Origin of the sequence: Micromonospora sp. NPDC023814 (genome assembly GCF_040639595.1) — a bacterium.
GTDB lineage: Bacteria > Actinomycetota > Actinomycetes > Mycobacteriales > Micromonosporaceae > Micromonospora.
Genome location: NZ_JBFAAF010000057.1, coordinates 26,952 through 49,927, shown reverse-complemented (window position 1 = coordinate 49,927; position 22,976 = coordinate 26,952). Strand labels below are relative to the sequence as shown.

At 73.4% G+C, this 22,976-nt stretch carries 22 protein-coding genes; 18 read left to right on the top strand and 4 right to left on the bottom strand.

The window, feature by feature from the left end; translation table 11 throughout:
• From AB0G14_RS25790 to AB0G14_RS25780, 3 genes are all read left to right on the top strand, one after another.
• Positions 1 to 1,454, top strand: a 1,454-nt coding sequence (locus tag AB0G14_RS25790; RefSeq protein WP_357701545.1) for a zinc ribbon domain-containing protein, incomplete at its 5' end; no start/stop codon positions are given.
• 29 nt (positions 1,455 to 1,483) lie between these two features.
• Positions 1,484 to 2,278, top strand: coding sequence for a trans-aconitate 2-methyltransferase (locus AB0G14_RS25785; protein WP_357701543.1), 795 nt, complete (start codon positions 1,484 to 1,486; stop codon positions 2,276 to 2,278).
• On the top strand, positions 2,275 to 3,300 hold the full coding sequence (locus AB0G14_RS25780; protein WP_357701541.1) for an adenosine deaminase: 1,026 nt from the start codon (positions 2,275 to 2,277) through the stop codon (positions 3,298 to 3,300). Before AB0G14_RS25785 ends, AB0G14_RS25780 begins: the two co-directional genes overlap by 4 nt.
• A 229-nt stretch (positions 3,301 to 3,529) precedes the next feature.
• On the opposite strand, the gene AB0G14_RS25775 is transcribed toward AB0G14_RS25780, so the two are convergent.
• Positions 3,530 to 4,900, bottom strand: coding sequence for a HAMP domain-containing sensor histidine kinase (locus AB0G14_RS25775; protein WP_357701539.1), 1,371 nt, complete (start codon positions 4,898 to 4,900; stop codon positions 3,530 to 3,532).
• Positions 4,901 to 4,929: 29 nt separating this feature from the next.
• Entirely contained in the window at positions 4,930 to 5,619 is a 690-nt protein-coding gene (locus AB0G14_RS25770) for a response regulator transcription factor (protein ID WP_357701537.1), read from the bottom strand.
• Between the two features lie 73 nt (positions 5,620 to 5,692).
• Here AB0G14_RS25770 and AB0G14_RS25765 point away from each other — a divergent pair, with 73 nt between their 5' ends.
• Positions 5,693 to 6,613: an ADP-ribosylglycohydrolase family protein gene (locus AB0G14_RS25765; RefSeq protein WP_357701535.1), complete on the top strand. Its 921-nt coding sequence runs from the start codon at positions 5,693 to 5,695 to the stop codon at positions 6,611 to 6,613.
• 150 nt (positions 6,614 to 6,763) lie between these two features.
• Positions 6,764 to 8,764, top strand: coding sequence for a threonine--tRNA ligase (gene thrS, locus AB0G14_RS25760; protein WP_357701533.1), 2,001 nt, complete (start codon positions 6,764 to 6,766; stop codon positions 8,762 to 8,764).
• Positions 8,765 to 8,841: 77 nt separating this feature from the next.
• Here the strand turns inward: thrS and AB0G14_RS25755 are convergent, their stop codons facing one another.
• Positions 8,842 to 9,588, bottom strand: a complete 747-nt coding sequence (locus AB0G14_RS25755; protein WP_357701531.1) for a D-Ala-D-Ala carboxypeptidase family metallohydrolase — start codon at positions 9,586 to 9,588, stop codon at positions 8,842 to 8,844.
• Positions 9,589 to 9,747: 159 nt separating this feature from the next.
• On the opposite strand from AB0G14_RS25755, the gene AB0G14_RS25750 reads away from it, so the two are divergent.
• Entirely contained in the window at positions 9,748 to 10,257 is a 510-nt protein-coding gene (locus AB0G14_RS25750; RefSeq protein ID WP_357701551.1) for an HIT domain-containing protein, read from the top strand.
• A gap of 113 nt (positions 10,258 to 10,370) precedes the next feature.
• Positions 10,371 to 11,429 (top strand): aldo/keto reductase, encoded by a 1,059-nt coding sequence (locus tag AB0G14_RS25745; protein WP_357701529.1) that lies wholly within the window; start codon positions 10,371 to 10,373, stop codon positions 11,427 to 11,429.
• Positions 11,430 to 11,566: 137 nt separating this feature from the next.
• On the opposite strand, the gene AB0G14_RS25740 is transcribed toward AB0G14_RS25745, so the two are convergent.
• On the bottom strand, positions 11,567 to 13,729 hold the full coding sequence (locus AB0G14_RS25740) for an elongation factor G-like protein EF-G2 (protein ID WP_357701527.1): 2,163 nt from the start codon (positions 13,727 to 13,729) through the stop codon (positions 11,567 to 11,569).
• A 252-nt stretch (positions 13,730 to 13,981) separates the two neighbouring features.
• On the opposite strand from AB0G14_RS25740, the gene pgsA reads away from it, so the two are divergent.
• From pgsA to AB0G14_RS25685, 11 genes are all read left to right on the top strand, one after another.
• The gene (gene pgsA / locus AB0G14_RS25735) at positions 13,982 to 14,614 is read left to right on the top strand and encodes a phosphatidylinositol phosphate synthase (protein WP_357701525.1); all 633 of its coding nucleotides are present in this window, start codon (positions 13,982 to 13,984) and stop codon (positions 14,612 to 14,614) included.
• A 43-nt stretch (positions 14,615 to 14,657) separates the two neighbouring features.
• A complete protein-coding gene (locus tag AB0G14_RS25730) occupies positions 14,658 to 15,590 on the top strand; it encodes a phosphatidylinositol mannoside acyltransferase (RefSeq protein ID WP_357701523.1) in 933 nt (310 codons plus the stop codon).
• A 15-nt stretch (positions 15,591 to 15,605) separates the two neighbouring features.
• Entirely contained in the window at positions 15,606 to 16,766 is a 1,161-nt protein-coding gene (locus AB0G14_RS25725; RefSeq protein WP_357701521.1) for a glycosyltransferase family 4 protein, read from the top strand.
• 2 nt (positions 16,767 to 16,768) lie between these two features.
• Positions 16,769 to 17,272, top strand: coding sequence for a hypothetical protein (locus tag AB0G14_RS25720; protein ID WP_357701549.1), 504 nt, complete (start codon positions 16,769 to 16,771; stop codon positions 17,270 to 17,272).
• 190 nt (positions 17,273 to 17,462) lie between these two features.
• Entirely contained in the window at positions 17,463 to 18,380 is a 918-nt protein-coding gene (gene pdxS, locus AB0G14_RS25715) for a pyridoxal 5'-phosphate synthase lyase subunit PdxS (protein WP_357701519.1), read from the top strand.
• Between the two features lie 76 nt (positions 18,381 to 18,456).
• Positions 18,457 to 19,065 (top strand): pyridoxal 5'-phosphate synthase glutaminase subunit PdxT, encoded by a 609-nt coding sequence (gene pdxT / locus AB0G14_RS25710; protein ID WP_357701517.1) that lies wholly within the window; start codon positions 18,457 to 18,459, stop codon positions 19,063 to 19,065.
• Between the two features lie 243 nt (positions 19,066 to 19,308).
• Positions 19,309 to 20,058: a YebC/PmpR family DNA-binding transcriptional regulator gene (locus AB0G14_RS25705; protein ID WP_357701515.1), complete on the top strand. Its 750-nt coding sequence runs from the start codon at positions 19,309 to 19,311 to the stop codon at positions 20,056 to 20,058.
• Positions 20,059 to 20,113: 55 nt separating this feature from the next.
• Positions 20,114 to 20,326, top strand: a complete 213-nt coding sequence (locus AB0G14_RS25700) for a type II toxin-antitoxin system VapB family antitoxin (protein WP_357701513.1) — start codon at positions 20,114 to 20,116, stop codon at positions 20,324 to 20,326.
• Entirely contained in the window at positions 20,323 to 20,718 is a 396-nt protein-coding gene (locus tag AB0G14_RS25695) for a PIN domain-containing protein (RefSeq protein ID WP_357701511.1), read from the top strand. The genes AB0G14_RS25700 and AB0G14_RS25695 overlap by 4 nt, the downstream gene beginning before the upstream one ends.
• Before the next feature lie 216 nt (positions 20,719 to 20,934).
• The gene (locus AB0G14_RS25690) at positions 20,935 to 22,185 is read left to right on the top strand and encodes a hypothetical protein (RefSeq protein ID WP_357701509.1); all 1,251 of its coding nucleotides are present in this window, start codon (positions 20,935 to 20,937) and stop codon (positions 22,183 to 22,185) included.
• Between the two features lie 107 nt (positions 22,186 to 22,292).
• Positions 22,293 to 22,955: a DUF402 domain-containing protein gene (locus tag AB0G14_RS25685; protein WP_357701507.1), complete on the top strand. Its 663-nt coding sequence runs from the start codon at positions 22,293 to 22,295 to the stop codon at positions 22,953 to 22,955.
• The last annotated feature ends 21 nt before the right edge of the window (positions 22,956 to 22,976 follow it).

Below are 22,976 nucleotides of genomic sequence, written 5' to 3'. Positions count from 1 at the left end.
GCGTGTTGGGCAGTGTCACGATGATCCTCTTCCTGTCTCCCAGCAAGCCTAGCTTCACCGGGGAGGCTGCCTCATCTCAGCCTGGCAGACAGGGGGTCGTCGTCGGCCGGGTCGACGGCCGTGCGGTGCGGGTGTGGTCGCAGCTACCGGTGTGCGCGGCGCCGGCCTCGTACCGCGACTGGGTGTGGCATGCCTTCGACCTGGTGCTGCCGGCGATCGTGCCCACCTGGGCGAAGGTGTGTAGCCCGACGTTGCGGCCCCGCGATGGCAAGGTTCGTGTCGACCTGCCCTGGCAGACCCCCCACTGCCCGGCGCCGGTGGACGGGCACACTCGTGGGCTTGGTGTCGATTGGGGTGTGAACACGCTGCTGACCGCGGCCGTGGCTGACCTCGACCAAGCTGGCTCGGTTCTGGTGCAGGGGCGCCCGTTGCGGTTCGACGCGGCCGGCGTGTCGGCGAAACTGGTGCGACTACGGCGCCACCGCGAACACCTGCACATAAAACTCGACCATCTGACCCGGCTGCGTGGCGGCCGGCCCGCCGATGCCCCCGCCGACCCGGCCCTGGCTGGCAAGCTTGTCCGCCTGCAGGCCGAGCATTCGGCGGTGTGCGCCCGGATCCGGCATCTCAACAAGGCTCTTGCCTGGTCGTCGGCGCGGTGGCTCGTCGACCACGCGACCGCGGTCGGCGCCACCGTGATCTACGTCGAGAACCTCGCGACACTCGAGGCGGGTGGCCGGTCACGAGGCCTTAATCGGCGACTGTCTGGTGCGGTGCGCGGCATCGTGTTCACCGCCACCGCCCACCTCGCCGCGAAAGTAGGTACCGCAGTCGTCACTGTTCCGGCACGTGGAACCTCATCCGGCTGTCCCCGCTGCGGCGGCGCGGTCACGCACGTCAAAACGCCACAGGGGCGCGCGGCCGGGTACCGGTGGGCCACCTGCTCGTGCGGCCTGTCACTGGATCGCGACCACGCCGCCGCAGAACGGATCGCGGCCCGGGGCCTGGCCAACCAGACCAAAACCCGCCGCGACCGTAACGGCAACACCGCAATCCGCGCAGCCACCGACACACCAGTGCGGCGCCGGGCGCGTCGACCAACCCCAACCGCGACGACCAAGCTCGTGCGGGAACGACGCAAAACCGAACCCACCCCGAAGCAGACCCGACCTACTGGTGCCAAGACTTCACGCCTGCTGCCCTTGCGACGGCAGGTTCCCGCCCCGGCAGAACCCTCACCGGGAACTGCCGGCAAGCGTCCGGCGGGACGGACACCCCAGGAAACCAACCCGTCAGGGCCGGTTTGCCAGGTGCCGCACACGGCTTCCACCACTGCCCAGCGACACCCACACCGGGTTCGCGGGGCACTCCTCGGCCGCGGCTTCCACCGCCACGTGCACGCCACCCCGGTCACCGACCGGGACCGTCGCATCGGCAAACATCCGCCTCCCTGAGGATCACATAGGAAACCAGAGACGCTGTGATGTGGGATCCGACGACATACCTGCGCTACGGCGACGAGCGCTCCCGGCCCTTCCACGACCTGCTCGCGCGGGTCCCGGCCGCGCGGCCGCGCGCCGTGGTCGACCTCGGCTGCGGGCCCGGCAACCTGACGGAGACCCTCGCCGGACGCTGGCCGGACAGCCGCGTCGTCGGCCTCGACTCCTCCGCGGAGATGATCGCGCGGGCACACGCCACCGCCTCCCCGGTCTCCTTCGCGGTGGGCGACGTCCGGGACTGGCGGCCGGAGTCCGACATGGACGTGGTGGTCAGCAACGCGGTGCTGCAGTGGGTCCCCGGCCATCGTGAGCTGCTCGCCCGCTGGGCGCGTGAGCTGCCCGGCGGGGCCTGGCTGGCGGTGCAGGTGCCGGGCAACTTCGACGCGCCCTCGCACCGGGCGCTGCGCGAGGTCGCCGGCCGCCCGGCCTGGCGCGCCGACCTCGTTCCGCTGCTGCGCGAGGCCCCGGTCGACGACGCCACCGGCTACGCCGGGTTGCTGACCGGTGCCGGCTGCGCCGTGGACGCCTGGGAGACTACCTACGTGCACCTGCTGCCGGCCCGCGCCGACGCGGACCACCCCGTGCTGACCTGGATGGAGGGCACCGCGCTCCGGCCGGTCCGCGCGGCCCTGGACGCCGCCGGTTGGGCCGACTTCCGGGCCGAACTCGGCGTACGCCTCGCGCAGGCGTACCCGGTGCGGCACGGTCAGGTGTACTTCCCGTTCCGACGCGTCTTCTTCGTCGCCCGTACCGGCGCCCGTGCAGAGGAGAACATGTGACCGACCTGCAAACCTTCATCGCCGGACTGCCCAAGGTGGAGCTGCACGTGCACCACGTCGGCTCCGCCTCGCCCCGGATCGTCGCCGAGTTGGCCGCCCGCCACGAGGGCCGCAGCCCCGTGCCCGCGGACCCGGCCGCGCTCGCCGACTACTTCGCCTTCCGCGACTTCGCGCACTTCGTCGAGGTCTACCTGAGCGTCGTGGACCTCATCCGCGACCAGGAGGACGTCTGGATCCTCACCCACGAGGTGGCCCGCGAGCTGGCCCGCCAGCAGGTCCGCTACGCCGAGCTGACCGTGACGCCCTACTCGCACGTGCACCGGGGCATCCCCGCCCCGGCGTTCTGCGAGGCGATCGAGGACGCCCGCAAGCGAGCCGAGGCGGACTTCGGCATCGAGCTGCGCTGGTGCTTCGACATCCCCGGCGAGGCGGGCCTGCCGGCGGCCGAGGAGACCCTGCGGATCTCGCTGGAGGAGCGCCCGGACGGGCTGATCAGCTTCGGCCTGGGCGGCCCGGAGATCGGCGTGCCCCGGCCGCAGTTCAAGCCGTACTTCGACCGGGCCCGGGCGGCCGGCCTGCGCTCGGTGCCGCACGCCGGCGAGACCACCGGCCCGCAGACGGTCTGGGACGCGCTGCGCGACCTGGGCGCGGAGCGGATCGGGCACGGCATCTCCGCCGCGCAGGACCCGGAGCTGCTGGCCCACCTCGCCGAGCACCGGATCGGCATGGAGGTCTGCCCGACCTCCAACGTGCGGACCCGGGCGGTCGCCACCATCGACGAGCACCCGTTGCGGCAGTTGGTCGACGCCGGCCTGCTGGTCACCATCAACTCCGACGACCCGCCGATGTTCGGCACCACCCTCAACGACGAGTACGCCGTCGCGGCCCGGCTGCTCGACGCGGGGCCGGAGGGGCTGGCCGCGCTGGCCCGCAACGCGGTGACCGCCTCCTTCCTGGACCCGGCGGGCAAGCAGCGGATCGGCGCCGAGATCGACGCCTACATGGCGGCCGCCACCCGCTGAGCAGGACGGGGGAGCCGGCGCGCGGCGTGGCAGGAGAGCGTCGCGCGTCGCGCGGGAAGGTGTGGCGGGAGGAAGTGTGGCGCGCGGCGGGAGCAGGTTGTGGGGGGACCGTTGCTCCCGCCGCGCGCACGGCTCCACCGGCCGGTGGGTGGGTGCTCGGGGCAGTGACCGGTGGAACTGATGGGTTCGTGGAAGATCATGCCAGGCCGCGACGGGTCGGCCGCCGCGGTTAATCCGGATCTAAGGAAGACTTGCGCCGGCCCACAGCTCGGCCAACCAGCCCGAACCGGCTGACCTGCCGGGGCGTCGCCTCGGGGTCGGCGAGCAGCATGACCACGCTCGCCCCGCCGAGCCGGGCCCGGTCGATGCTCACCGAGCCGTTGGCCTGCAACGCCACCCGCTTGGCGATGTCCAACCCCAGCCCGGTGGAGCCCTGGTCGCTGGCACCCCGGCGCAGCGCCCGGTCGGGGTTGGCGATCCCCGGCCCGGCGTCGTCGATCCGGATGGCCACGTAGCCGTCGCGGCGGGAGACCGCCACCTCGAACGCGGTGCCCTGCGGGGTGTAGCGGAAGACGTTGCCGATCACCGCGTCCAGCGCGGCGGCCAGCTCGGCCCGCGGCACCGGCGCCGGGATGCGCAGCTGGGCGCCGGTCACCCGGTGCGGGCGGTTCTGGTCGCCGGCCAGCGCGGCCCAGAACACCATCCGGTCCCGGACCACCTCGCTGACGTCGCACATCGCCGGCCCCGCCTCGTGCGCCACCGCCTTGCGGGTGGTCTTGATCAGCACGTCGATCTCGCCCTCGAGGGTGACGATCGCCTGCCGGATGCGTCGGATGCCGCGCCGCCGGTCCAGCTCCGCCGCGCTGAACGAGCCCACGCTGGTGTCGTCGGACTCCAGCGCCTCGGCGTCCAGCCGTAGCACGGTCAGCGGGGTGCGCAGCCGGTGCGACAGGTCGGCGACCAGTTCCCGCTCGTCGGTGCGTGCCGCGACCATCCGGTCGGCCATCCGGTTGAAGGCGTACCCGGCCTCGGCCAGCTCGCGCGGGCCGCTGGGCTCGACGCGTACGGCCAGGTCGCCGTCGCCGATCGCGAGCGCCGCCCTGACCAGCCCCCGGGCCGAGTCGACGGCCCGGGCGGCGACCCGGTCGACCACCAGCACCGCCGCGCCCACCAGCGCGGCGGCCACCCCGAGCAGCAGCAGCCACCGGCCACCGGCGCCCTCGTCCAGCGCCGACTCGGGCACGAAGACCTCCACCACGGCGGTGCGGTCGCCGAGCACCACCGGGTCGAGCCGGAGCACGCCGCCGTCGACGTCGACGACCACGGAGCGCCGCTCGGCCCGCGCCCGCTCCAGGTCCGCGCCGCCGGCCCGGCCCGCGGACTCGTCCGCCCCCAGGCCGTGTACGACGGGCCGGGTGGCCGGGTCGTCGCCGCTGGCGGCCACGGCGCGCTGCACCACGGCGGGATCGGTGCTGACCGCGAGCGCCCCGGTGACCAGCGCGCTGCGGCGGGCGGCATCCGCGATCGACTCCTCGCGGGCCCGGTCACCGAGGCCGGTGGCGAGCGGGACGAGGAAGGCGAGCGCGACCAGGGCGCACATGCCGGCCGTGAGACGGGCCAGCGACGCCCTCAGTCCGGCGCCACCAACCGGAAGCCGACCCCCCGCACGGTGCGCAGGTAGCGCGGCTTCGCCGCGGACTCGCCCATTTTGCGACGCAGCCAGTAAAGGTGAACGTCGATGGTCTGGTCCTCGCCGACCGACGGCTGCCGCCATACCTCCTCCAGAAGCTCCCGGCGGGACACTACCCGGCCCGGACGTGCGGCGAGATACGCCAACAGGTCGAATTCCTTGCGGGTCAGCGCCAACGGCTCGCCGTCGAGGTGGGCGCTGCGCTGCCCGACGTCCACCCGCAGCCCGCCGACGCTGTGCACGGCCGGCTGCACCGCCCGGCTGGCCCGCCCGGCCCGGCGCAGCACCGTGGTGATCCGGGCGTCGAGGTGCGCGCCGGTGAACGGTTTGACCATGTAGTCGTCGGCCCCGGCGCGCAGCAGCCGGACCACGGACTGCTCGTCGTCGCGCGCGGTGGCGATGATGATCGGCACGTCGGTGATGCCGCGCAGCATCCGCAGCGCGTCCGAGCCGTCGAGGTCGGGCAGGCCGAGGTCGAGCACCACCAGGTCGGGGGTCTCGGCGGCCACGCGGCGCAGCGCGTCCAGCGCGGTGCCCACGGCGTGCACGGCGTGCCCCCGGTCGGCGAGGGACCGCAGCATCGCGCCGCGTACGACGTGATCGTCTTCGACCAGGAGCACGGTGGCCACGCCAAGACGGTACTCGGGGTGGCAAGTTGATCGCGTTGCGGCGCACCTGCGAACCGGGCAAGCTGGTACAACGATGTCCTTCACGCTCTTTGCCGACACCCGCCTCGCGCTCGCCCGGGACTCCCTCGCCGGCCTGTCGGTCGGCGACGCGCTCGGCTCGCAGTTCTTCGTCCCCGGCCGGCACCCGGCCGACCTGGCCGCCGGCAAGCTCCCCCCGCCGCCGTGGGAGTGGACCGACGACACCGAGATGGCCTGCTCGGTGGTCGCCGCCCTCGCCGCGTCGGGCACCATCGACCGGGACGCCCTCGCCATGGCCTTCGCCGAGCGCTGCGAGCCCTACCGGGGGTACGGGCCGGGCGCCGTGACGATCCTGCGGCTGATCCGTACGGGCACGCCGTGGCCGGTGGCGGCCGCCGCCGCCTTCGACGGGCAGGGCTCGTGCGGCAACGGCGCGGCGATGCGCGTCGGCCCGCTGGGCGCCTGGTTCGCCGACTCGACCGCCCGGGCGGCGGCGCAGGCCCGGGCGTCGGCCGAGGTGACCCACGCGCACCCGGAGGGCATCGCCGGGGCGGTCGCGGCGGCGGTGGCCGCCTCGCTGGCCGCCCGGGCCCGGCTGGACGGCCACCGGCCGCCCCCGCGCCGGCTGCTCGCCGGGGTGGCCGCCGCGCTGGACCCGGCCACCGAGGTGCACCGGGGCGTACGCCGGGCGGCCGACCTGCTCGACCGGCCGCTGCGCGAGGCCGTCGACGTGCTCGGCAACGGCTCCCGGGTCACCGCCCAGGACACCGTCGCTTTCACCTGCTGGGTGGCGGCCGTGCACCTGGACGACTACCCGGCGGCGATCCGCGCCTGCGTCGAGGCGGGCGGGGACGTGGACACCACCGCCGCCATCGTCGGGTCGGTGGTGGCCGCGCACACCGGGGTGGGCACCCCCGGCGGGGTGCCCGCCGACTGGCTGGCCGCCCGCGAGCCGCTGCCGGACTGGTCCGCCTGACCCTCCCCGCCGGTCGGGCGGGCGCCGGGGGCCGGCGTCCCACGGGTCGCGGGGGCGGTGGCGTCGCCGACCGTGCCGGCGGGGGCGACCGATAGCATCGCAGGAGCCGAACGTTCGGCGTCATCCGTACCGTCTGCTGGAGGAGTGACCGTGTCCGCACCCCGTACCCCCGCCGTGGCCGACCCCGTCGTCGTCGCCGCCGGGACCACGGCGGCCGACGCGGTGGCCGCGGCCGGGCTGCCCGCGGCCGGCCCGAAGGCGGTCGTCGTGGTCCGCGACCCGCAGGGCCAGCTGCGTGACCTGGACTGGTCGCCGCAGGTCGACACCGAGGTCGAGCCGGTCAGCCTCGACTCCCCGGACGGGCTCAACGTGCTGCGGCACTCCACCGCGCACGTGCTCGCCCAGGCCGTGCAGGACGTCTTCCCCGAGGCCAAGCTCGGCATCGGCCCGCCCATCGAGAACGGCTTCTACTACGACTTCGCGGTCGACAAGCCGTTCCAGCCGGACGACCTCGGCAAGCTCGAGAAGCGGATGCAGGAGATCGTCAAGTCCGGCCAGCGGTTCCGCCGTCGCCGCTTCGGCAGCCTGGACGAGGCGAAGGCCGAGCTGGCCGCCGAGCCGTTCAAGCTGGAGCTGATCGACGTCAAGGGCGAGGGGCTGGACACCTCCGAGGTGATGGAGGTGGGCGGCGGCGAGCTGACCATCTACGACAACCTCGCCGCGACCGAGGACAAGGTCTGCTGGTCGGACCTGTGCCGCGGCCCGCACCTGCCGAACACGCGGCTGATCGGCGCGTTCAAGCTGATGCGCTCGGCCGCCGCATACTGGCGCGGGTCGGAGAAGAACCCGCAGCTCCAGCGGGTCTACGGCACCGCCTGGCCGACCCGGGACGAGCTGAAGGCGTACCTGAAGCTGCTGGAGGAGGCCGCCCGGCGCGACCACCGCAAGCTCGGCGCGGACCTCGACCTGTTCAGCTTCCCCGACGAGATCGGCTCCGGCCTGGCGGTCTTCCACCCCAAGGGCGGCATCATCCGCCGCGAGCTGGAGAACTACTCGCGCCGCCGGCACGAGGAGGCCGGGTACGAGTTCGTCAACACCCCGCACATCACCAAGGCGCAGCTCTTCGAGACCTCCGGGCACCTGCAGTGGTACGCCGACGGCATGTACCCGCCCATGGAGATGGAGGGCGCGAACTACTACCTCAAGCCGATGAACTGCCCGTTCCACAACCTGATCTTCCGGTCCCGGGGGCGGTCCTACCGCGAGCTGCCGCTGCGGCTGTTCGAGTTCGGCTCGGTCTACCGGTTCGAGAAGTCCGGTGTGGTGCACGGCCTGACCCGGGTGCGCGGCATGACGCAGGACGACGCGCACATCTACTGCACCCAGGAGCAGATGGCCGGCGAGCTGAAGTCGCTGCTGTCGTTCGTGCTCGACCTGCTGCGCGACTACGGCCTGGACGACTTCTACCTGGAGCTGTCCACCCGCAACCCGGAGAAGTCCGTCGGCACCGACGAGAACTGGGAGCGGGCCACCGAGGCGCTGCGCTCGGCCGCCGAGGAGTCCGGCCTGGACCTGGTTCCCGACCCGGGCGGCGCGGCCTTCTACGGGCCGAAGATCTCGGTGCAGGCCAAGGACGCGATCGGCCGGACCTGGCAGATGTCCACCATCCAGGTCGACTTCAACCTGCCGGAGCGGTTCGGGCTGGAGTTCCAGGCCGCCGACGGCACCCGGCAGCGGCCTGTGATGATCCACCGGGCGCTGTTCGGCTCGATCGAGCGGTTCTTCGGCGTGCTCACCGAGCACTACGCGGGCGCGTTCCCGGCCTGGCTGGCCCCGGTGCAGGTGGTGGGCATTCCGATCCGCGAGGACCACACCGACTACCTGCACGGCTTCGTCGCGGCGCTGCGCGCCGAGGGCATCCGCGCCCAGGTGGACGCGGGCGACGACCGGATGCAGAAGAAGATCCGCACCGCCCAGCAGCAGAAGATCCCGTTCATGGTGATCGCCGGTGACGACGACGTGGCGGCCGGCACGGTCTCGTTCCGCTACCGGGACGGCTCGCAGCGCAACGGGGTGCCGATCGCCGACGCGGTGGCCCACGTGCTCGACGTGGTCGGCTCGCGCACCAACGTCGGCCCGTCGGCCGCCTGATCCACCACGCACCGGAGTCCTCGACGCACGGAAGGCCCCCCGCCGGCGGGGGGCCTTCCTCGACGGGCCGGCGGGCGTCAGATCCCGCAGGTCGGGGCGGACCAGGACCGGCTCGGCGTGTTGCCCAGGTGGGTGTGGTCGTTGTGCCCCGGGTAGCCGGGGCCGAGGATGTTGCTGAAGCCGTGGTAACGGGCCTGCTGGGCGAGCCGGCACAGCGAGGGTGACCCGACCAGGTCGACCCCGTCGCCGTAGAGGTGCCGGCTGCCGGCGGCGCCGCCGACCGCGCTGTTGCAGGCGTAGCTGCGGAACCCGCTGCTGATGTAGATCGGCACGCTGCCGAGTGCGCGCCGCATGGCCTGGAGCTTCCACATCGACACGCGGGCGTTGAAGCGGGCGGTGCTGGCCGACACCGCGCCACCGGACCAGTCGCTGTTGCACCTGTTCCACTCCGCGTAGCTGAAGCTGACCGGGGTGCAGTCGTCGTCCTGGAGCGCGTAGATCTGGTTGAAGGTCTGCGGCCCGGCGACGCCGTCGGCGCCCAGCCCGTACGCCTGCTGGAAGCGGATCACGGCGGACCGGGTGCCCGGGCCGTACACGCCGTCGAGGGCGAGCACGGCGCCGTAGCCGGGGTAGCCCGAGACCCGGATCTGGAGTTGTCGGACGTCCTCGCCGGACATCCCCTCGGACAGGGTGCGTCCCCACGTGTAGCAGCCGTCGGCGTGGGCCGCGCCGGCGGTGAAGGTGACGCCGACCACGGTGGTGGCGGCGGTCAGCGCGAGCGCCGCGAGGAATCTGCCGAACCGTCGGATCACGGAGACCTCCATCGGTCTATGGAAGAAAGTCGATGGATGGAAGTTTCAACGGTGCTCTTCGATTCGTCAACAACTTCCATCGCCGGGTTCCCCACGGCGGGCCTCGCCGGTCGTCGGGCCGCTCCGTAGGATCGGCCTGTGACAGGGGTGGAACGGCACACGGACAGCGGCATGGCCGACGGCCTGGAGCGGCTCTGGACGCCGCACCGGATGACCTACATCTCGGGTGAGGACCGTCCCGAGGGCTACGAGAAGCCGAAGGGGTGCCCCTTCTGCCTCGCCCCCGGCCTGCCGGCGGAGGAGAGCCTCGTCGTCGCACGTGGCGCGCACGTCTTCGTGGTGCTCAACCTCTACCCGTACAACCCGGGTCACCTGCTGGTCTGCCCCTACCGGCACGTCGCCGACTACACCGACCTCGACGGGCCGGAGACCGCCGAGCTGGCGTCGTTCACCCAGACCGCGATGCGGGTGATCCGCAAGGTCAGCAACGCCCACGGGTTCAACCTCGGGATGAACCAGGGCGGGGTGGCCGGCGCCGGGATCGCCGCGCACCTGCACCAGCACGTCGTGCCCCGCTGGGGCGGGGACGCCAACTTCATGCCGGTGATCGGGCGCACCAAGGTGCTGCCGCAACTGCTCGGGGACACCCGGGAACTGCTCGCCCGCGCCTGGTCCTCCTGACCCGGCCCGCCCTGTTCGCCCGCGCCCGGCCCGGTAGGGCGGGCCGGGGCCGGGATCCCGCGGCGGCGGGGACTTCGCCCCGGGTCGGGCGCCGGAGGTGGCACGATGCGTCGATGGCAGTCACGACACGGACGTTGGGCCGCAGCGGCATCGAGGTCAGCGCGCTGGGCATGGGGTGCTGGGCGATCGGCGGCCCCTGGGCCGAGGGCACGCAGCCGCTGGGCTGGGGCGCCGTCGACGACGAGGAGTCCGTCCGGGCGGTACGCCGCGCGCTCGACCTCGGCGTGACCCTCTTCGACACCGCCGACACCTACGGGGCGGGGCACTCGGAGCGGGTCCTGGGCCGGGCGCTCGCCGGCCGGCGCGACGAGGCCGTGATCGCCACCAAGTGGGGCCACACCTTCGACGAGGCGACCCGCCAGGCCACCGGCGCGGACAGTTCCCCGGCGTACCTGCGGCGGGCGGTGGAGGAGTCGCTGCGCCGGCTCGGCACCGACCGGATCGACCTCTACCAGTTGCACCTCGCCGACCTGCCGGTGCCCCGGGCCGAGGCGCTCGTCGGCACCCTGGAGGACCTGGTCGCCGACGGGCTGGTCCGCGCGTACGGCTGGAGCACGGATCGCCCCGACCGGGCGGCCGCCTTCGGCCAGGGCGCCCGGCACGCCACCGCCGTGCAGCACACCCTCTCGGTGCTCCGGGACGCTCCCGAGCTGCTCGCCGTCTGCGACAAGTACGACCTGGCCAGCGTCAACCGGGGGCCGCTGGGGATGGGCCTGCTCTCCGGCAAGTACACGACCGGCTCCACGCTGCCCCGCGACGACGTGCGGGGGGTCGCACCGGGCTGGCTGGAGTGGTTCCGGGGCGGCCGGCCGGCCCCGGAGTGGCTGCGGCGGGCCGCCGCCGTGCGGGCGGCGCTGACCGCCGACGGCCGCACCCCGGCCCAGGGCGCGCTGGGCTGGATCTGGGCGCGCAGCGGGCGCACCGTCCCGATCCCCGGCTGCCGCACCGCCGCGCAGGTCGAGGAGAACGCCGCCGCCCTGCACCGGGGGCCGCTGCCGGCCGACCAGTTCGCCGAGGTGGAACGCCAGTTGGCGGCGCTCCGCTCGGCCGCGCTCCGCGAGGCCGACCGCCCCCACCACCCGAGCCCCATGCTCCCCACCGCCCGCCCCTGACGCGCCCCACCCGCCGGGTCACCGTCGATCACGCGGTTGTGGTGGGCGTCGTGCGCCCCGGATCGCCCGTTTCGTCGGGCATCTCCACCGCGCCGAGCGGCCCCTTGGCACGGTGATCGGCCCCGCGGGGAGCCCGGTCAGGGGTGGCTGCCGTGCTCCTTGCGGACCTGGTCGGCCAGGTGGGCGGGCATGGGGTCGTAGCGGACGAAGTGGCGGCGGAAGGTGCCGGTGCCCGACGTCATCGAGCGCAGCTCGACCGCGTAACGGAGCAGCTCCGTGGCCGGCACCTCGGCGCGGACCAGGGTGCGCCCCTCGGCGTCCGCGTCCGGCTCGGTGCCGAGCACCCGGCCGCGCCGCCCGGACAGGTCGCCCATCACCGCGCCGACGGACGAGTCGGACACCCGGATCACCACCTCGTCGACCGGCTCCAGCAGCGCCGGCTGGCCCTTCTCGGCGGCGTCCCGCAGCGCCAGCGCGCCGGCGGTCTGGAAGGCCGCGTCGGAGGAGTCCACGCTGTGCGCCTTGCCGTCGAAGAGGGTCACCCGCAGGTCCACCACCGGATGGCCGGCGACCAGGCCCCGCTCCATCTGGGCGCGTACGCCCTTCTCGACCGAGGGGATGTAGTTGTGCGGCACCGCGCCGCCGACCACCCGGTCGACGAACTCGAAGCCGGCGCCGCGCGGCAGCGGCTCGACCTCGATGTCGCAGACGGCGTACTGGCCGTGGCCGCCGGACTGCTTGACGTGCCGGCCGTGCCCCTTGGCCGGGACGGTCAGCGTCTCGCGCAGCGCGACCCGGACCGGCTCGGTGTCCAGCTCCACGCCGCCCGCGCGCAGCCGCTCCAGCACCACGTCGGCGTGCGCCTCGCCCATGCACCAGAGCACCAGCTGGTGGGTCTCCGGGTTGCGCTCCAACCGCATGGTCGGGTCGCCGGCGACCAGGCGGGCCAGGTTGCGCGCGAGGGCGTCCTCGTCGGCGCGGCTGTGGGCCACGACGGCGACCGGCAGCAGCGGCTCGGGCATCTCCCAGGGGGCGATCAGCAGCGGGTCGTCCTTCGCGGAGATCGTGTCGCCGGTCTCCGCGCTGCCCGACTTGGTGATCGCGCAGATGTCGCCGGCCACGCAGGCACCCACTTCGCGCAGGCTCGCGCCCAGCGGGGTGTAGATGTGCCCGACCCGCTCGTCGGCGTCATGGTCGGGGTGGCCGCGCTCGGCCATCCCGTGCCCGGAGACGTGCACGGTCTGCTCCGGGCGCAGCGTGCCGGAGAAGACCCGGACCAGGGAGACCCGGCCGACGTGCCGGTCGACGGTCGTCTTGACCACCTCGGCGACCAGCGGGCCGTCCGGGTCGCAGGCCAGCGGCGGGCGGGGCGAGTCGTCCACCCCGGCGACCGCCGGCAACTCGTGCTCCAGCGGCGACGGGAAACCGGCGGTGAGCACCTCCAGCAGCGCGTCCAGCCCGACCCCGGTCTCCGCGCAGACCGGCACCACAGGGTAGAAGTGGCCTCGCGCGACCGCCTTCTCCAGGTCCTCGATCAGCACCTCGGTGCCGATCTCCTCGCCCGAGAGGTAGCGGTCCATCAGGGACTCGTCCTCGCTCTCGGCGATGATCCCCTCGATCAGCTCGTTGCGGGACTCGACGATGGCCGGCAGGTGCTCCGGGTCCGGCTCGCGCACGTCGGCTGGCAGGCCGGCGGTGTAGTCGAAGACCCGGCGGGTGATCAGGCCGAGCAGGCCGACGGTGGAGACGCCGTCGTCGCCGAGCATCGGCAGGTAGAGCGGGAGCACGTTGTCGCCGAAGACCCGCTGGCAGAGCGCCACCGCCTCGTCGAAGTCGGCGCGCGGGTGGTCGAGCCGGGCGACGGCGACGGCCCGGGGCATGTCGACCGCCGCGCACTCCTCCCACAGGGCGGCGGTGGCGGCGTCCATCCCGTCGACGGCGGAGACCACGAACAGCGCCGCGTCGGCGGCCCGCAGCCCCGCGCGCAACTCGCCCACGAAGTCGGCGTAGCCGGGGGTGTCGAGCAGGTTGACCTTGATCCCGTCGTGCAGCAGCGGCGCGCAGGCCAGGCTCACCGAGCGCTGCTGGCGTACGGCCGCCGGGTCGTGGTCGCAGACGGTGCTGCCGTCGGCGACGGTGCCGGCCCGGCCGATCGTGCCGGTCGCCGCGAGCAGTGCCTCGACCAGGGTCGTCTTGCCCGCTCCGGAGTGCCCGACGAGCACCACGTTGCGGATCCGGCCCGGCTCGGTCACCACCGGCGCGCCGCCGGCGGCCCCCTTCTCCTGACTTTTCTGCGCCATGGGGCGCACCTCCCTCAGCCGTGGTTGGTGGCGACCGCCGCGCGCGACGGGGAAGCGGCCCGAGCGGGTTCCGCGGCGATATCCTCCGGTGCTCTGCAGGGTTGCGGGTAATCAACGGGCGGGTGGGTGAGCTGACTCACCTTCCTGGCTCGATCTCACACCTGTTGCGGGGCCGGCACAAGCCTCCGTCCTGCGCGGGTCGTTGACCGGCCGTACCGCCGGTGCCGGCGGGACCGTTATCGTGGGACCGCCATGGCGAAGATCTTCCAAGTGACGGCCCGCGCGGGGATGACCCGCGTCGTCGAGCCGGTCGCACGCGGCCTGCTCCGAGCGGGCGTAACCCCCAACGCGGTCACCGTGGCGGGCACCCTCGGGGTGCTCGTCGGTGCGCTCGGCTTCGGTGCCCGCGGTCATCTGGTCGCCGGGGCCCTGATCGTGACCGTGTTCGCGCTCACCGACCTGCTCGACGGGACGATGGCCCGGATCAGCGGCGGCTCCACGAAATTCGGGGCGTTCCTCGATTCGAGCATGGACCGGATCGCCGACAGCGCGGTCTTCGGCGCGGTGGCGTACTGGCTGGCCACCGAGCACGACCATTCGGGCGTCGCCGCCGCGCTGCTCTGCCTGGCCGCCGGCGGCCTGGTCTCCTACGTCAAGGCCCGGGCCGAGGGGCTCGGCATGACGTGCAACGTGGGCATCGCCGAGCGCACCGAGCGGCTGCTCATCGTCGGCGTCGGCGGGCTGCTCACCGGCCTCGGCGTCCGGCCCGCGTTGGAGATCGCGCTCTGGCTGCTGGCCGCCGTGTCGATCTTCACCGTCGGCCAGCGGATGGCCCACGTCTACCGCCAGGCCCAGCGGGTGCACACCCCGGGCGGGCAGGGGTGAGCGCGACGAGCGCCGGTCGGCCGCTGTCGGGGGGCCGGCGCCGGTGAATCTCACCGAGCTCGGCTACGTCGCCGGGTGGCGCGTGATCCGCGCGCTGCCCCGGCCCGTCGTGGCCGCGGCGTTCCGGGCGGGCGCCGACCGCGCCCACCGCCGCGGCGGCGGGGGTACGGCCCGACTGCGCGCGAACCTGCGCCGGGTGGTCGGCCCCGACCTGCCCGAGGCCGACCTCGACGAGCTGGTCCGCCGCGGCCTGCGCTCGTACGCCCGCTACTGGATGGAGGCGTTCCGGCTGCCCTCGCTCAGCCGGACGGAGATCCTGGCCGGCTTCCGGCTCGACGGCGAGGAACTGCTCGCGGCCGACGTGGCGGCCGGCCGGGGCGCGGTGGTGGCGCTGCCGCACGCCGGCAACTGGGACGCCGCCGGCGCCTGGGTCGCGGCGACCGGCTGGCCGATCACCACGGTCGCCGAGCGGCTCAAGCCCGAGGGCGTCTACCAGCGGTTCCTCGCCTTCCGGCGGAGCCTGGGCATGGAGATCCTGCCCACCCACGGCGGCGACCGGCCGGCGTTCGACGTGCTGGTCGACCGGGTCCGGGCCGGCACGGTGGTGCCCCTGCTGGCCGACCGGGACCTCTCCGCCCGGGGGGTGGAGGTCGACTTCTTCGGGGCCCGCACCCGGATGCCGCCGGGCCCGGCCCTGCTCGCCCTGCGCACCGGGGCGCCCCTCTACGTCGCCTCGATGTGGTACGAGGCGGACGTGGCCCGCGCGTCGATCGAGGGTCCGCTGCCGCTGCCCGACCCCGAGGAGGGCCCGCTCGACCGGCGGGTCCGGTCGCTGACCCAGCGGATCGCCGACGGTCTGGCGGCGGGCATCGCCCGGCATCCGGAAGACTGGCACATGTTGCAGCGGATGTGGCTGGACCAGCACGGCACGGGTGGCGGCGCGACCCTGCCCTCCCCGGCTGCCGGACAGGCGTAAGGGAGGCGTTGAGGCGTGCGCATCGGCATCGTGTGCCCGTACTCCTTCGACGTGCCCGGCGGGGTGCAGAACCACGTCATGGACCTCGCCGAGGCGCTGATCGGCCTCGGGCACGAGGTGAGCGTGCTCGCCCCGGCCGACGAGGACTCCCCGCTGCCGCCGTACGTGGTGCCGGCGGGGCGGGCGGTGCCGCTGCCGTACAACGGCTCGGTGGCGCGGATCGCGTTCGGCCCGGTCTCCACGGCGCGGGTGCGGCGCTGGATCACCCGGGGCGAGTTCGACGTGCTGCACGTGCACGAGCCGCTGACCCTGAGCCTGTCGCTGCTGGCCGTGCTCTCCGCCCGCGGGCCGGTGGTGGCCACCTTCCACACGGCGATGACCCGGTCGCGGGCGCTCGCCGCCGCGCAGGGGGTGCTCCAGATCGTGCTGGAGCGGATCACCGCCCGGATCGCGGTCAGCGCGCTGGCGCGCAAGGTGCAGGTCGAGCACATGGACGGCGGCGCGGTGGAGATCCCCAACGGGGTGGCCGTCGCGAAGTTCGACCACGCGCAGCCGCTGCCCGGCTGGCCGGGGGAGTGCGCGCCCGGGCGGGGCGGCGCGATCGGCTTCCTCGGCCGGTTCACCGAGGCCCGCAAGGGCTTCCCGATCCTGCGCGACGCCTTCGTCGAGCTGGCCCGGCAGCGTCCCGGGCTGCGGCTGCTGGTGGCCGGCCCCGGCGACCCGGACGATTTGTTCGGGCGCTTCCCGGTCGAGCTGCGTGACCAGGTGACCTTCCTCGGGCTGGTCTCCGAGGAGGACAAGGCGCGGATGCTGCGCAGCGTGCACCTCTACGTGGCGCCGAACACCGGCGGGGAGTCCTTCGGCATGATCCTCACCGAGGCGCTCGCGGCGGGCACCACCGTCGTGGCCAGCGACCTCGACGCGTTCCGCCGCGTGTTGGACGGTGGCCGGGCCGGCCGGCTCTTCCCGACGGGGGACGGGGCCGCGTTGCGTACCGCCCTGGCCGACCTGCTCGACGATCCCGAGGGCCGGGCCGCGCTGACCGCCTGCGGCGACCAGGTGGTGGCCACCTTCGACTGGCCGGTGGTCGCCCGCCGGGTCCTCGAGGTGTACGCGGCGGCGATCGAGGCGACCGACGGGCGGGTCATGGACACCGAATGGGTGGGGCTGGACTGACGATGTCGGGCATGTGGTGGGGGGTGGTCGCGGCCCTGGCCGTCGGGCTGGTCGCGGCGTACCTGGTCTGGACCGCCGGCCGGGTCGACCGGCTGCACGGCCGGGCCGAGCTGGCCGCCCGCGCCCTGGACGCCCACCTGCTGCGCCGCGCGGCGGCTGCCGCGGTCCTGGCCGAGCGGCGCTACGGCGTCGAGCTGTACGCGGCGGCGCGGATCGCGCTGGACGCGCAGCCGGACGAGCGGGAGGCCGCCGAGAACGACCTCACCCGCCAGTTGCGTGCCGTGGAGCTGGACCCGGCCGATCCGGACTGCGAGGCGGTGATCGGCGCCAGCCGACGGCTCGCCCTGGCCCGTCAGGTGCACACCGACCTGGTTCGCGACGCCCGCGCGGCGCGCGGCCGTCCGGTGGTGCGGCTGTTGCGCATGGGGCGCCGCCGGCCCTGGCCGCGCTACTTCGACATCGACGACCCCACCCTCACCGTCCCGGCGGACGTCCCCGCCGGCTGAGGCGGGCACGGACCCGACGGAAACGCCCGGACGGGACGCCGGGCGCATCCGGCGACCGGGCGGCGGCGGGGCGGTGACGACTGCCACAGGGCAGGCCACCGTGGGTCTGATTGGCTGTCGGACGGGCGTTGGGACGGCCGTAGCATTTTCGCAGCCACCCCACCCCGAGCACGTCGAGGAGCGATGACCCGTGCCCGAAACGAGTGCCCAGAACGCCAGCGCCAGCCCGGTCACCGGCACCGCCCGCGTCAAGCGCGGCATGGCCGAGATGCTCAAGGGCGGCGTGATCATGGATGTGGTCAACGCCGAGCAGGCCAAGATCGCCGAGGACGCCGGCGCCGTCGCCGTGATGGCGCTGGAGCGGGTGCCCGCCGACATCCGCGCCCAGGGCGGGGTGTCCCGGATGAGCGACCCCGACATGATCGACGGCATCATCGACGCCGTCTCCATCCCCGTGATGGCGAAGGCCCGGATCGGCCACTTCGTGGAGGCCCAGATCCTCCAGTCGCTCGGCGTCGACTACGTCGACGAGTCCGAGGTGCTGACCCCGGCCGACTACGCCAACCACATCGACAAGTGGGCCTTCACCGTTCCCTTCGTCTGCGGCGCGACCAACCTGGGCGAGGCCCTGCGCCGGATCACCGAGGGCGCGGCCATGATCCGCTCCAAGGGCGAGGCCGGCACCGGTGACGTCTCCAACGCCACCACCCACATGCGCAGGATCCGCCAGGAGATCCGCCGGCTGGGCTCGCTGCCGACCGACGAGCTGTACGTGGCCGCCAAGGAGCTCCAGGCGCCGTACGAGCTGGTCAAGGAGGTCGCCGAGAGCGGCAAGCTGCCCGTGGTGCTGTTCACCGCCGGTGGCATCGCCACCCCGGCCGACGCCGCGATGATGATGCAGCTCGGCGCCGAGGGCGTGTTCGTCGGCTCCGGCATCTTCAAGTCCGGCAACCCGGCGCAGCGGGCCGCCGCGATCGTCAAGGCCACCACGTTCCACGACGACCCGGACGTGCTGGCCAAGGTCTCCCGGGGCCTGGGCGAGGCGATGGTCGGCATCAACGTCGACGACATCCCGCAGCCGCACCGCCTGGCCGAGCGCGGCTGGTGAAGGTTGTTAGGAAGGGCACCTTCCTAACGCCTGAGGTAGAGGAAGGGGCCCTTCCTAACGAGGAGAGGAGCGGCAGATGGGCGACGCACCCGTGATCGGTGTGCTCGCGCTCCAGGGCGACGTACGCGAGCACGTCGCCGCCCTCGCCGCGGCGGGCGCGGACGCCCGCCCGGTGCGCCGGGCGCAGGAGTTGGACGCGGTGGACGGGCTGGTGATCCCCGGGGGCGAGTCCACCACGATCAGCAAGCTCGCCGACATCTTCGAGATGCGCGAGCCGATCGACAAGCGGATCGCCGGCGGGATGCCGGTGTACGGGTCGTGCGCCGGCATGATCATGCTGGCCACCGAGGTCCTCGACGGCCGGCCCGACCAGCGCGGCTTCGCCGGCATCGAGATGACCGTGCGGCGCAACGCGTTCGGGCGGCAGGTCGACTCGTTCGAGGCGCCGGTGGCGATCACCGGCGTCGAGGGCGGGCCGTTCCACGCGGTGTTCATCCGGGCGCCGTGGGTCGAGCGGGTCGGCGACGGCGTCGAGGTGCTCGGCACGGTGACCGAGGGTCCGGCCGCCGGGCGGATCGTGGCGGTCCGGCAGGGCAACCTGCTGGCCACCTCGTTCCATCCCGAACTGACCGGCGACGCGCGCGTGCACGTGTACTTCGTGGAGCTGGTCCGGGCGTCGCGCTGAGCGGTGGCGAGCCGTGCCTTGCTTTCGCCCCGTCTGTCCTGGTCCGGGCGGGCGGGGCGTGGCGGCGAGGCGCGGCGCGGTGACAGCGGGCCGCCGGGCGTCGGTAGGATTGCCGAGATTCGGCAGGGCCATCTGCCCGTCACGGCTTCCACCAGGGCTGACCGGCACCACCGCGTGCGCCGGTGGGAGCGGGGCGTGCGCGGTGCGGTCGATGCAGACGGCGGGTAGCAACGGAGGTAACAGATGTCCGGCCACTCAAAGTGGGCGACGACCAAGCACAAGAAGGCGGTCATCGACGCCAAGCGCGGCAAGATGTTCGCCAAGCTCATCAAGAACGTCGAGGTCGCCGCGCGGACCGGCGGTGGCGATCCCGCCGGTAACCCCACGCTCTACGACGCCATCCAGAAGGCCAAGAAGAACTCGGTCCCGAACGACAACATCGACCGCGCCGTCAAGCGCGGCTCCGGCCTGGAGGCCGGCGGCGCCGACTACCAGACCATCATGTACGAGGGCTACGGCCCGAACGGCGTGGCGCTGCTCATCGAGTGCCTGACCGACAACCGCAACCGCGCGGCCACCGAGGTGCGCACCGCGCTGACCCGCAACGGCGGCTCGTTCGCCGACGCGGGCTCGGTGTCGTACATGTTCTCCCGCAAGGGCGTGGTGATCGTCCCCAAGGCCGGGACGACCGAGGACGACGTGATGATGGCGGTCCTCGACGCCGGCGCCGAGGAGGTCAACGACCTGGGTGAGGCGTTCGAGGTGGTCTCCGAGCCGACCGACCTGGTCGCGGTGCGCACCGCGCTCCAGGACGCCGGCATCGAGTACGAGTCGGCCGAGTCGGCGCTGATCCCGAGCGTCAACGTCCCCCTCGACGAGGACGGCGCGCGCAAGATCTTCAAGCTGATCGACGTCCTGGAGGACTGCGACGACGTGCAGAACGTCTACGCGAACTTCGACGTCTCCGACGAGATCATGGCCGCCGTCGGCTGACCTGCGGCGCTGATATACGCACCTCCCGGATATATATTTGTCCGGGAGGTGTTTCATGGCGAAGACTCTGTTGGATCTCGACGAGGATCTTCTTGCCGAGGCGACCGCCGCCCTCGGTACCGCCACCAAGAAGGAAACCGTGACGGAGGCCCTTAGGCAGGCGGTGGAATCCAGTCGGAAGCGTCGGCAGCGCGCGCTGGCGGACCTTCAGGAGGTCGCCGACGAGGGGGGCTTCCAGTTCGACCGACTCGACGAGCTCGACCGGTGAGATATCTGGTTGATACGAGCGCGCTGGTCCGCATCGTGCGCCGTCAGGTTGATCCGCAGTGGTCCGAGCTGGCGACCCGCGGCCTGATCGCCCTCTGCGACCCCGTGCTCGTGGAGACCTTGACCATCGCCGATGCCAAGGCGTATGACCGGGTCGAGCGCGGCCTGCGGGATCTGTACCCCTGGGTGCCGGTTCCCGACGACGCCTGGCAGGTCGTGCAGGCGGTGCGGGCGGAACTCGCCAGCCAGAGCGCGCATCAGGGGTTGTCCGTGGCCGACTACCTGGTTATCGCCACCGCCATCCGCCTGAAGCTCGTGGTGCTTCATCAGGACGCCGACTTCGAGACGGTGGCGAGGCTCGTGCCGCAACTGAGCGAAGAGCGGATCGGCTGACGGCCGCGGCAGGAGCGCTGGTTGCGGTCCGCTTCCGACGTCTCCGACGAGATATGGCCGCCGTCGGCTGACCCAGGGCGTCGGCTGAGCCGCCGCGCCTCCGGGGCGGCCGCCGCCCGGACGGGCGAAATTTCCGGATGATCATCCGGACACCCGCCGTTCGGAAAGCTCGCATAGGATCTCCCGCTGTTTGATCTTTTTGAGCAACGGAGAGACATGCGAAGGACCCTCACCGCCGCGGCTGCCGTCCTGGCGATTCCCGTCCTGGCCGGCGCCGTCGCCCCGCCGGATGCGACGGCCGGCCCGTTGCCGACTCCGGGCCGGGGCGTGGCCGTCGGGACGTCGCGCCCGCCGGTGGCGCCCCCGAACATGCCGGCGACGGTGTACGGGGGCGCGTGGCCCTCGGGCCACGTGCAGGGAGTGGCGGTCGACTGGAGCCGCGGTCACGTCTACTGGTCCTTCACGAACCTCCTGGTCAAGACGGACCTCGACGGTCGGGTCGTCGGCACGGTGACCGGCTTGACCGGCCACCTCGGCGACCTGGACGTCAACCCGGAGGACGGCCGCGTCTACGGCTCGCTGGAGTACAAGGCGCAGCGGGCCTTCTACATCGCCATCTTCGACGTCGCCCGGATCACCCGGATCGGAATGGACGCCGAGACGGACGGCGTGATGACCACCGTCTACCTGAAGGAGGTCGTCGACGACTTCACGGCGGACCTGGACGGCGACGGCGTCTTCGACGGCGACACCGGGCAGACCGCCGACCACCGGTACGGCGCCAGCGGCATCGACGGGGTCTCGTTCGGCCCGGCGCTGGGCACCGCCGGCGGGCGGAACGTGCTGATGGTCGCGTACGGCATCTACCCGAACACGACGCGTACCGACAACGACCACCAGGTGCTGCTCGCGTACGACGTGCGGCGGTGGAGCCTCCTCGCCCGTCCGCTCAGCCAGACCACACCGCACCGGAGCGGGCCAGGGCAGCCGTACTCCAAGGTCTTCGTCCGGACCGGGAACACCACCTTCGGCGTGCAGAACCTGGAGTACGACCGGCACACCCGCCGGTGGCTGATGGCGGTCTACCGGGGCAGCAAGCCGGAGTTTCCGAACTGGACGCTCTACGCGATCGACGCCACCGTCGCCCCACAGGCCGGTGTCATCACCGGCCAGCCGGACGGCGCGACCGGGTGGATCGTCCCGCTGGCCCCGGCCGGGCTGACCGATCCGGCCACCGGGATCCGCGGCTGGGAGGGGCCGGGCAGCTTCGGCCTGGAGGCGCTCGGCGACGGGCGGTTCTACGTGGTCAGCAGCGGGACGACCACGGTGGACGGTGAGCGGCGGCAGACCGGCACCGCCGTCCTCCAGCACTGGACGGGAGCGACGCCGAACCCCTTCACCACGGCCGGATCCACCGTCGCGGGGCGCCGACCCGCCGCCCGCGCGGTGGTCTCGCGGCCCCGCTGACCCTCGACGAGGACGGCGCGCGCAAGGTCTTCGACGTCTTGGCGAACCGCGACGACGCGCAGAGCGGCTACGCGAACGGTGACGCCGGCGCTCGGTAGGTTGGGGGAGTGGATCGTCCGGGTCGGGTGGAGCGAGACGGCGGGCGGGGCGGGAAGGTGCACCGCTTCGCCCCGGGCGACCTGGTCGTCCGGCGCGAGGTCCTGCACGGCGAGGTGTGGTTCGGCTGCCCGACCGTCTGCGTCGAGGACTCGCCCGACCTGCTCGTGCTCTACCTGCCCCCGGGCGCGGAGTTCGGCTTCCCCGAGACCGGGCGGTTCCCGTGCGGGCGGCACCCGTGGCAGGTCGCCGGGCACCGGGCGTGGAGCGGCCACGGCAAGCTGATGCTGCACCGCCCGGGCGAGGCGCACTCCGTCGACGTCTTCTGGACCGGCCCGGAGCGCGCCTTCGCCGGGTGGTACTTCAACCTCCAGGACCCGGTCCGGCGTACCCCGATCGGGGTGGACACCCTCGACCACGAGCTGGACCTCTGGTGGCCGGCCGACGCCGCCCGCTACGTCTGGAAGGACGTGGAGATGTTCGCCCAGCGCCTCGAAGAGGGGCGCTATCCCGGGATGGCCGACGCGATCCGCGCCGAGGGCGACCGGATCGCCGCCCTGCTCGACGCCGGAGAGCGGTGGTGGGACGAGGCGTGGGCGTCGTGGCGGCCGGACCCGGCGTGGCCGGTGCCGGCCCTGCCGGCCGGCTGGGACACCGTCCCTCCGACCCGCTGACCGCCGCCCTCCGACCCGCCG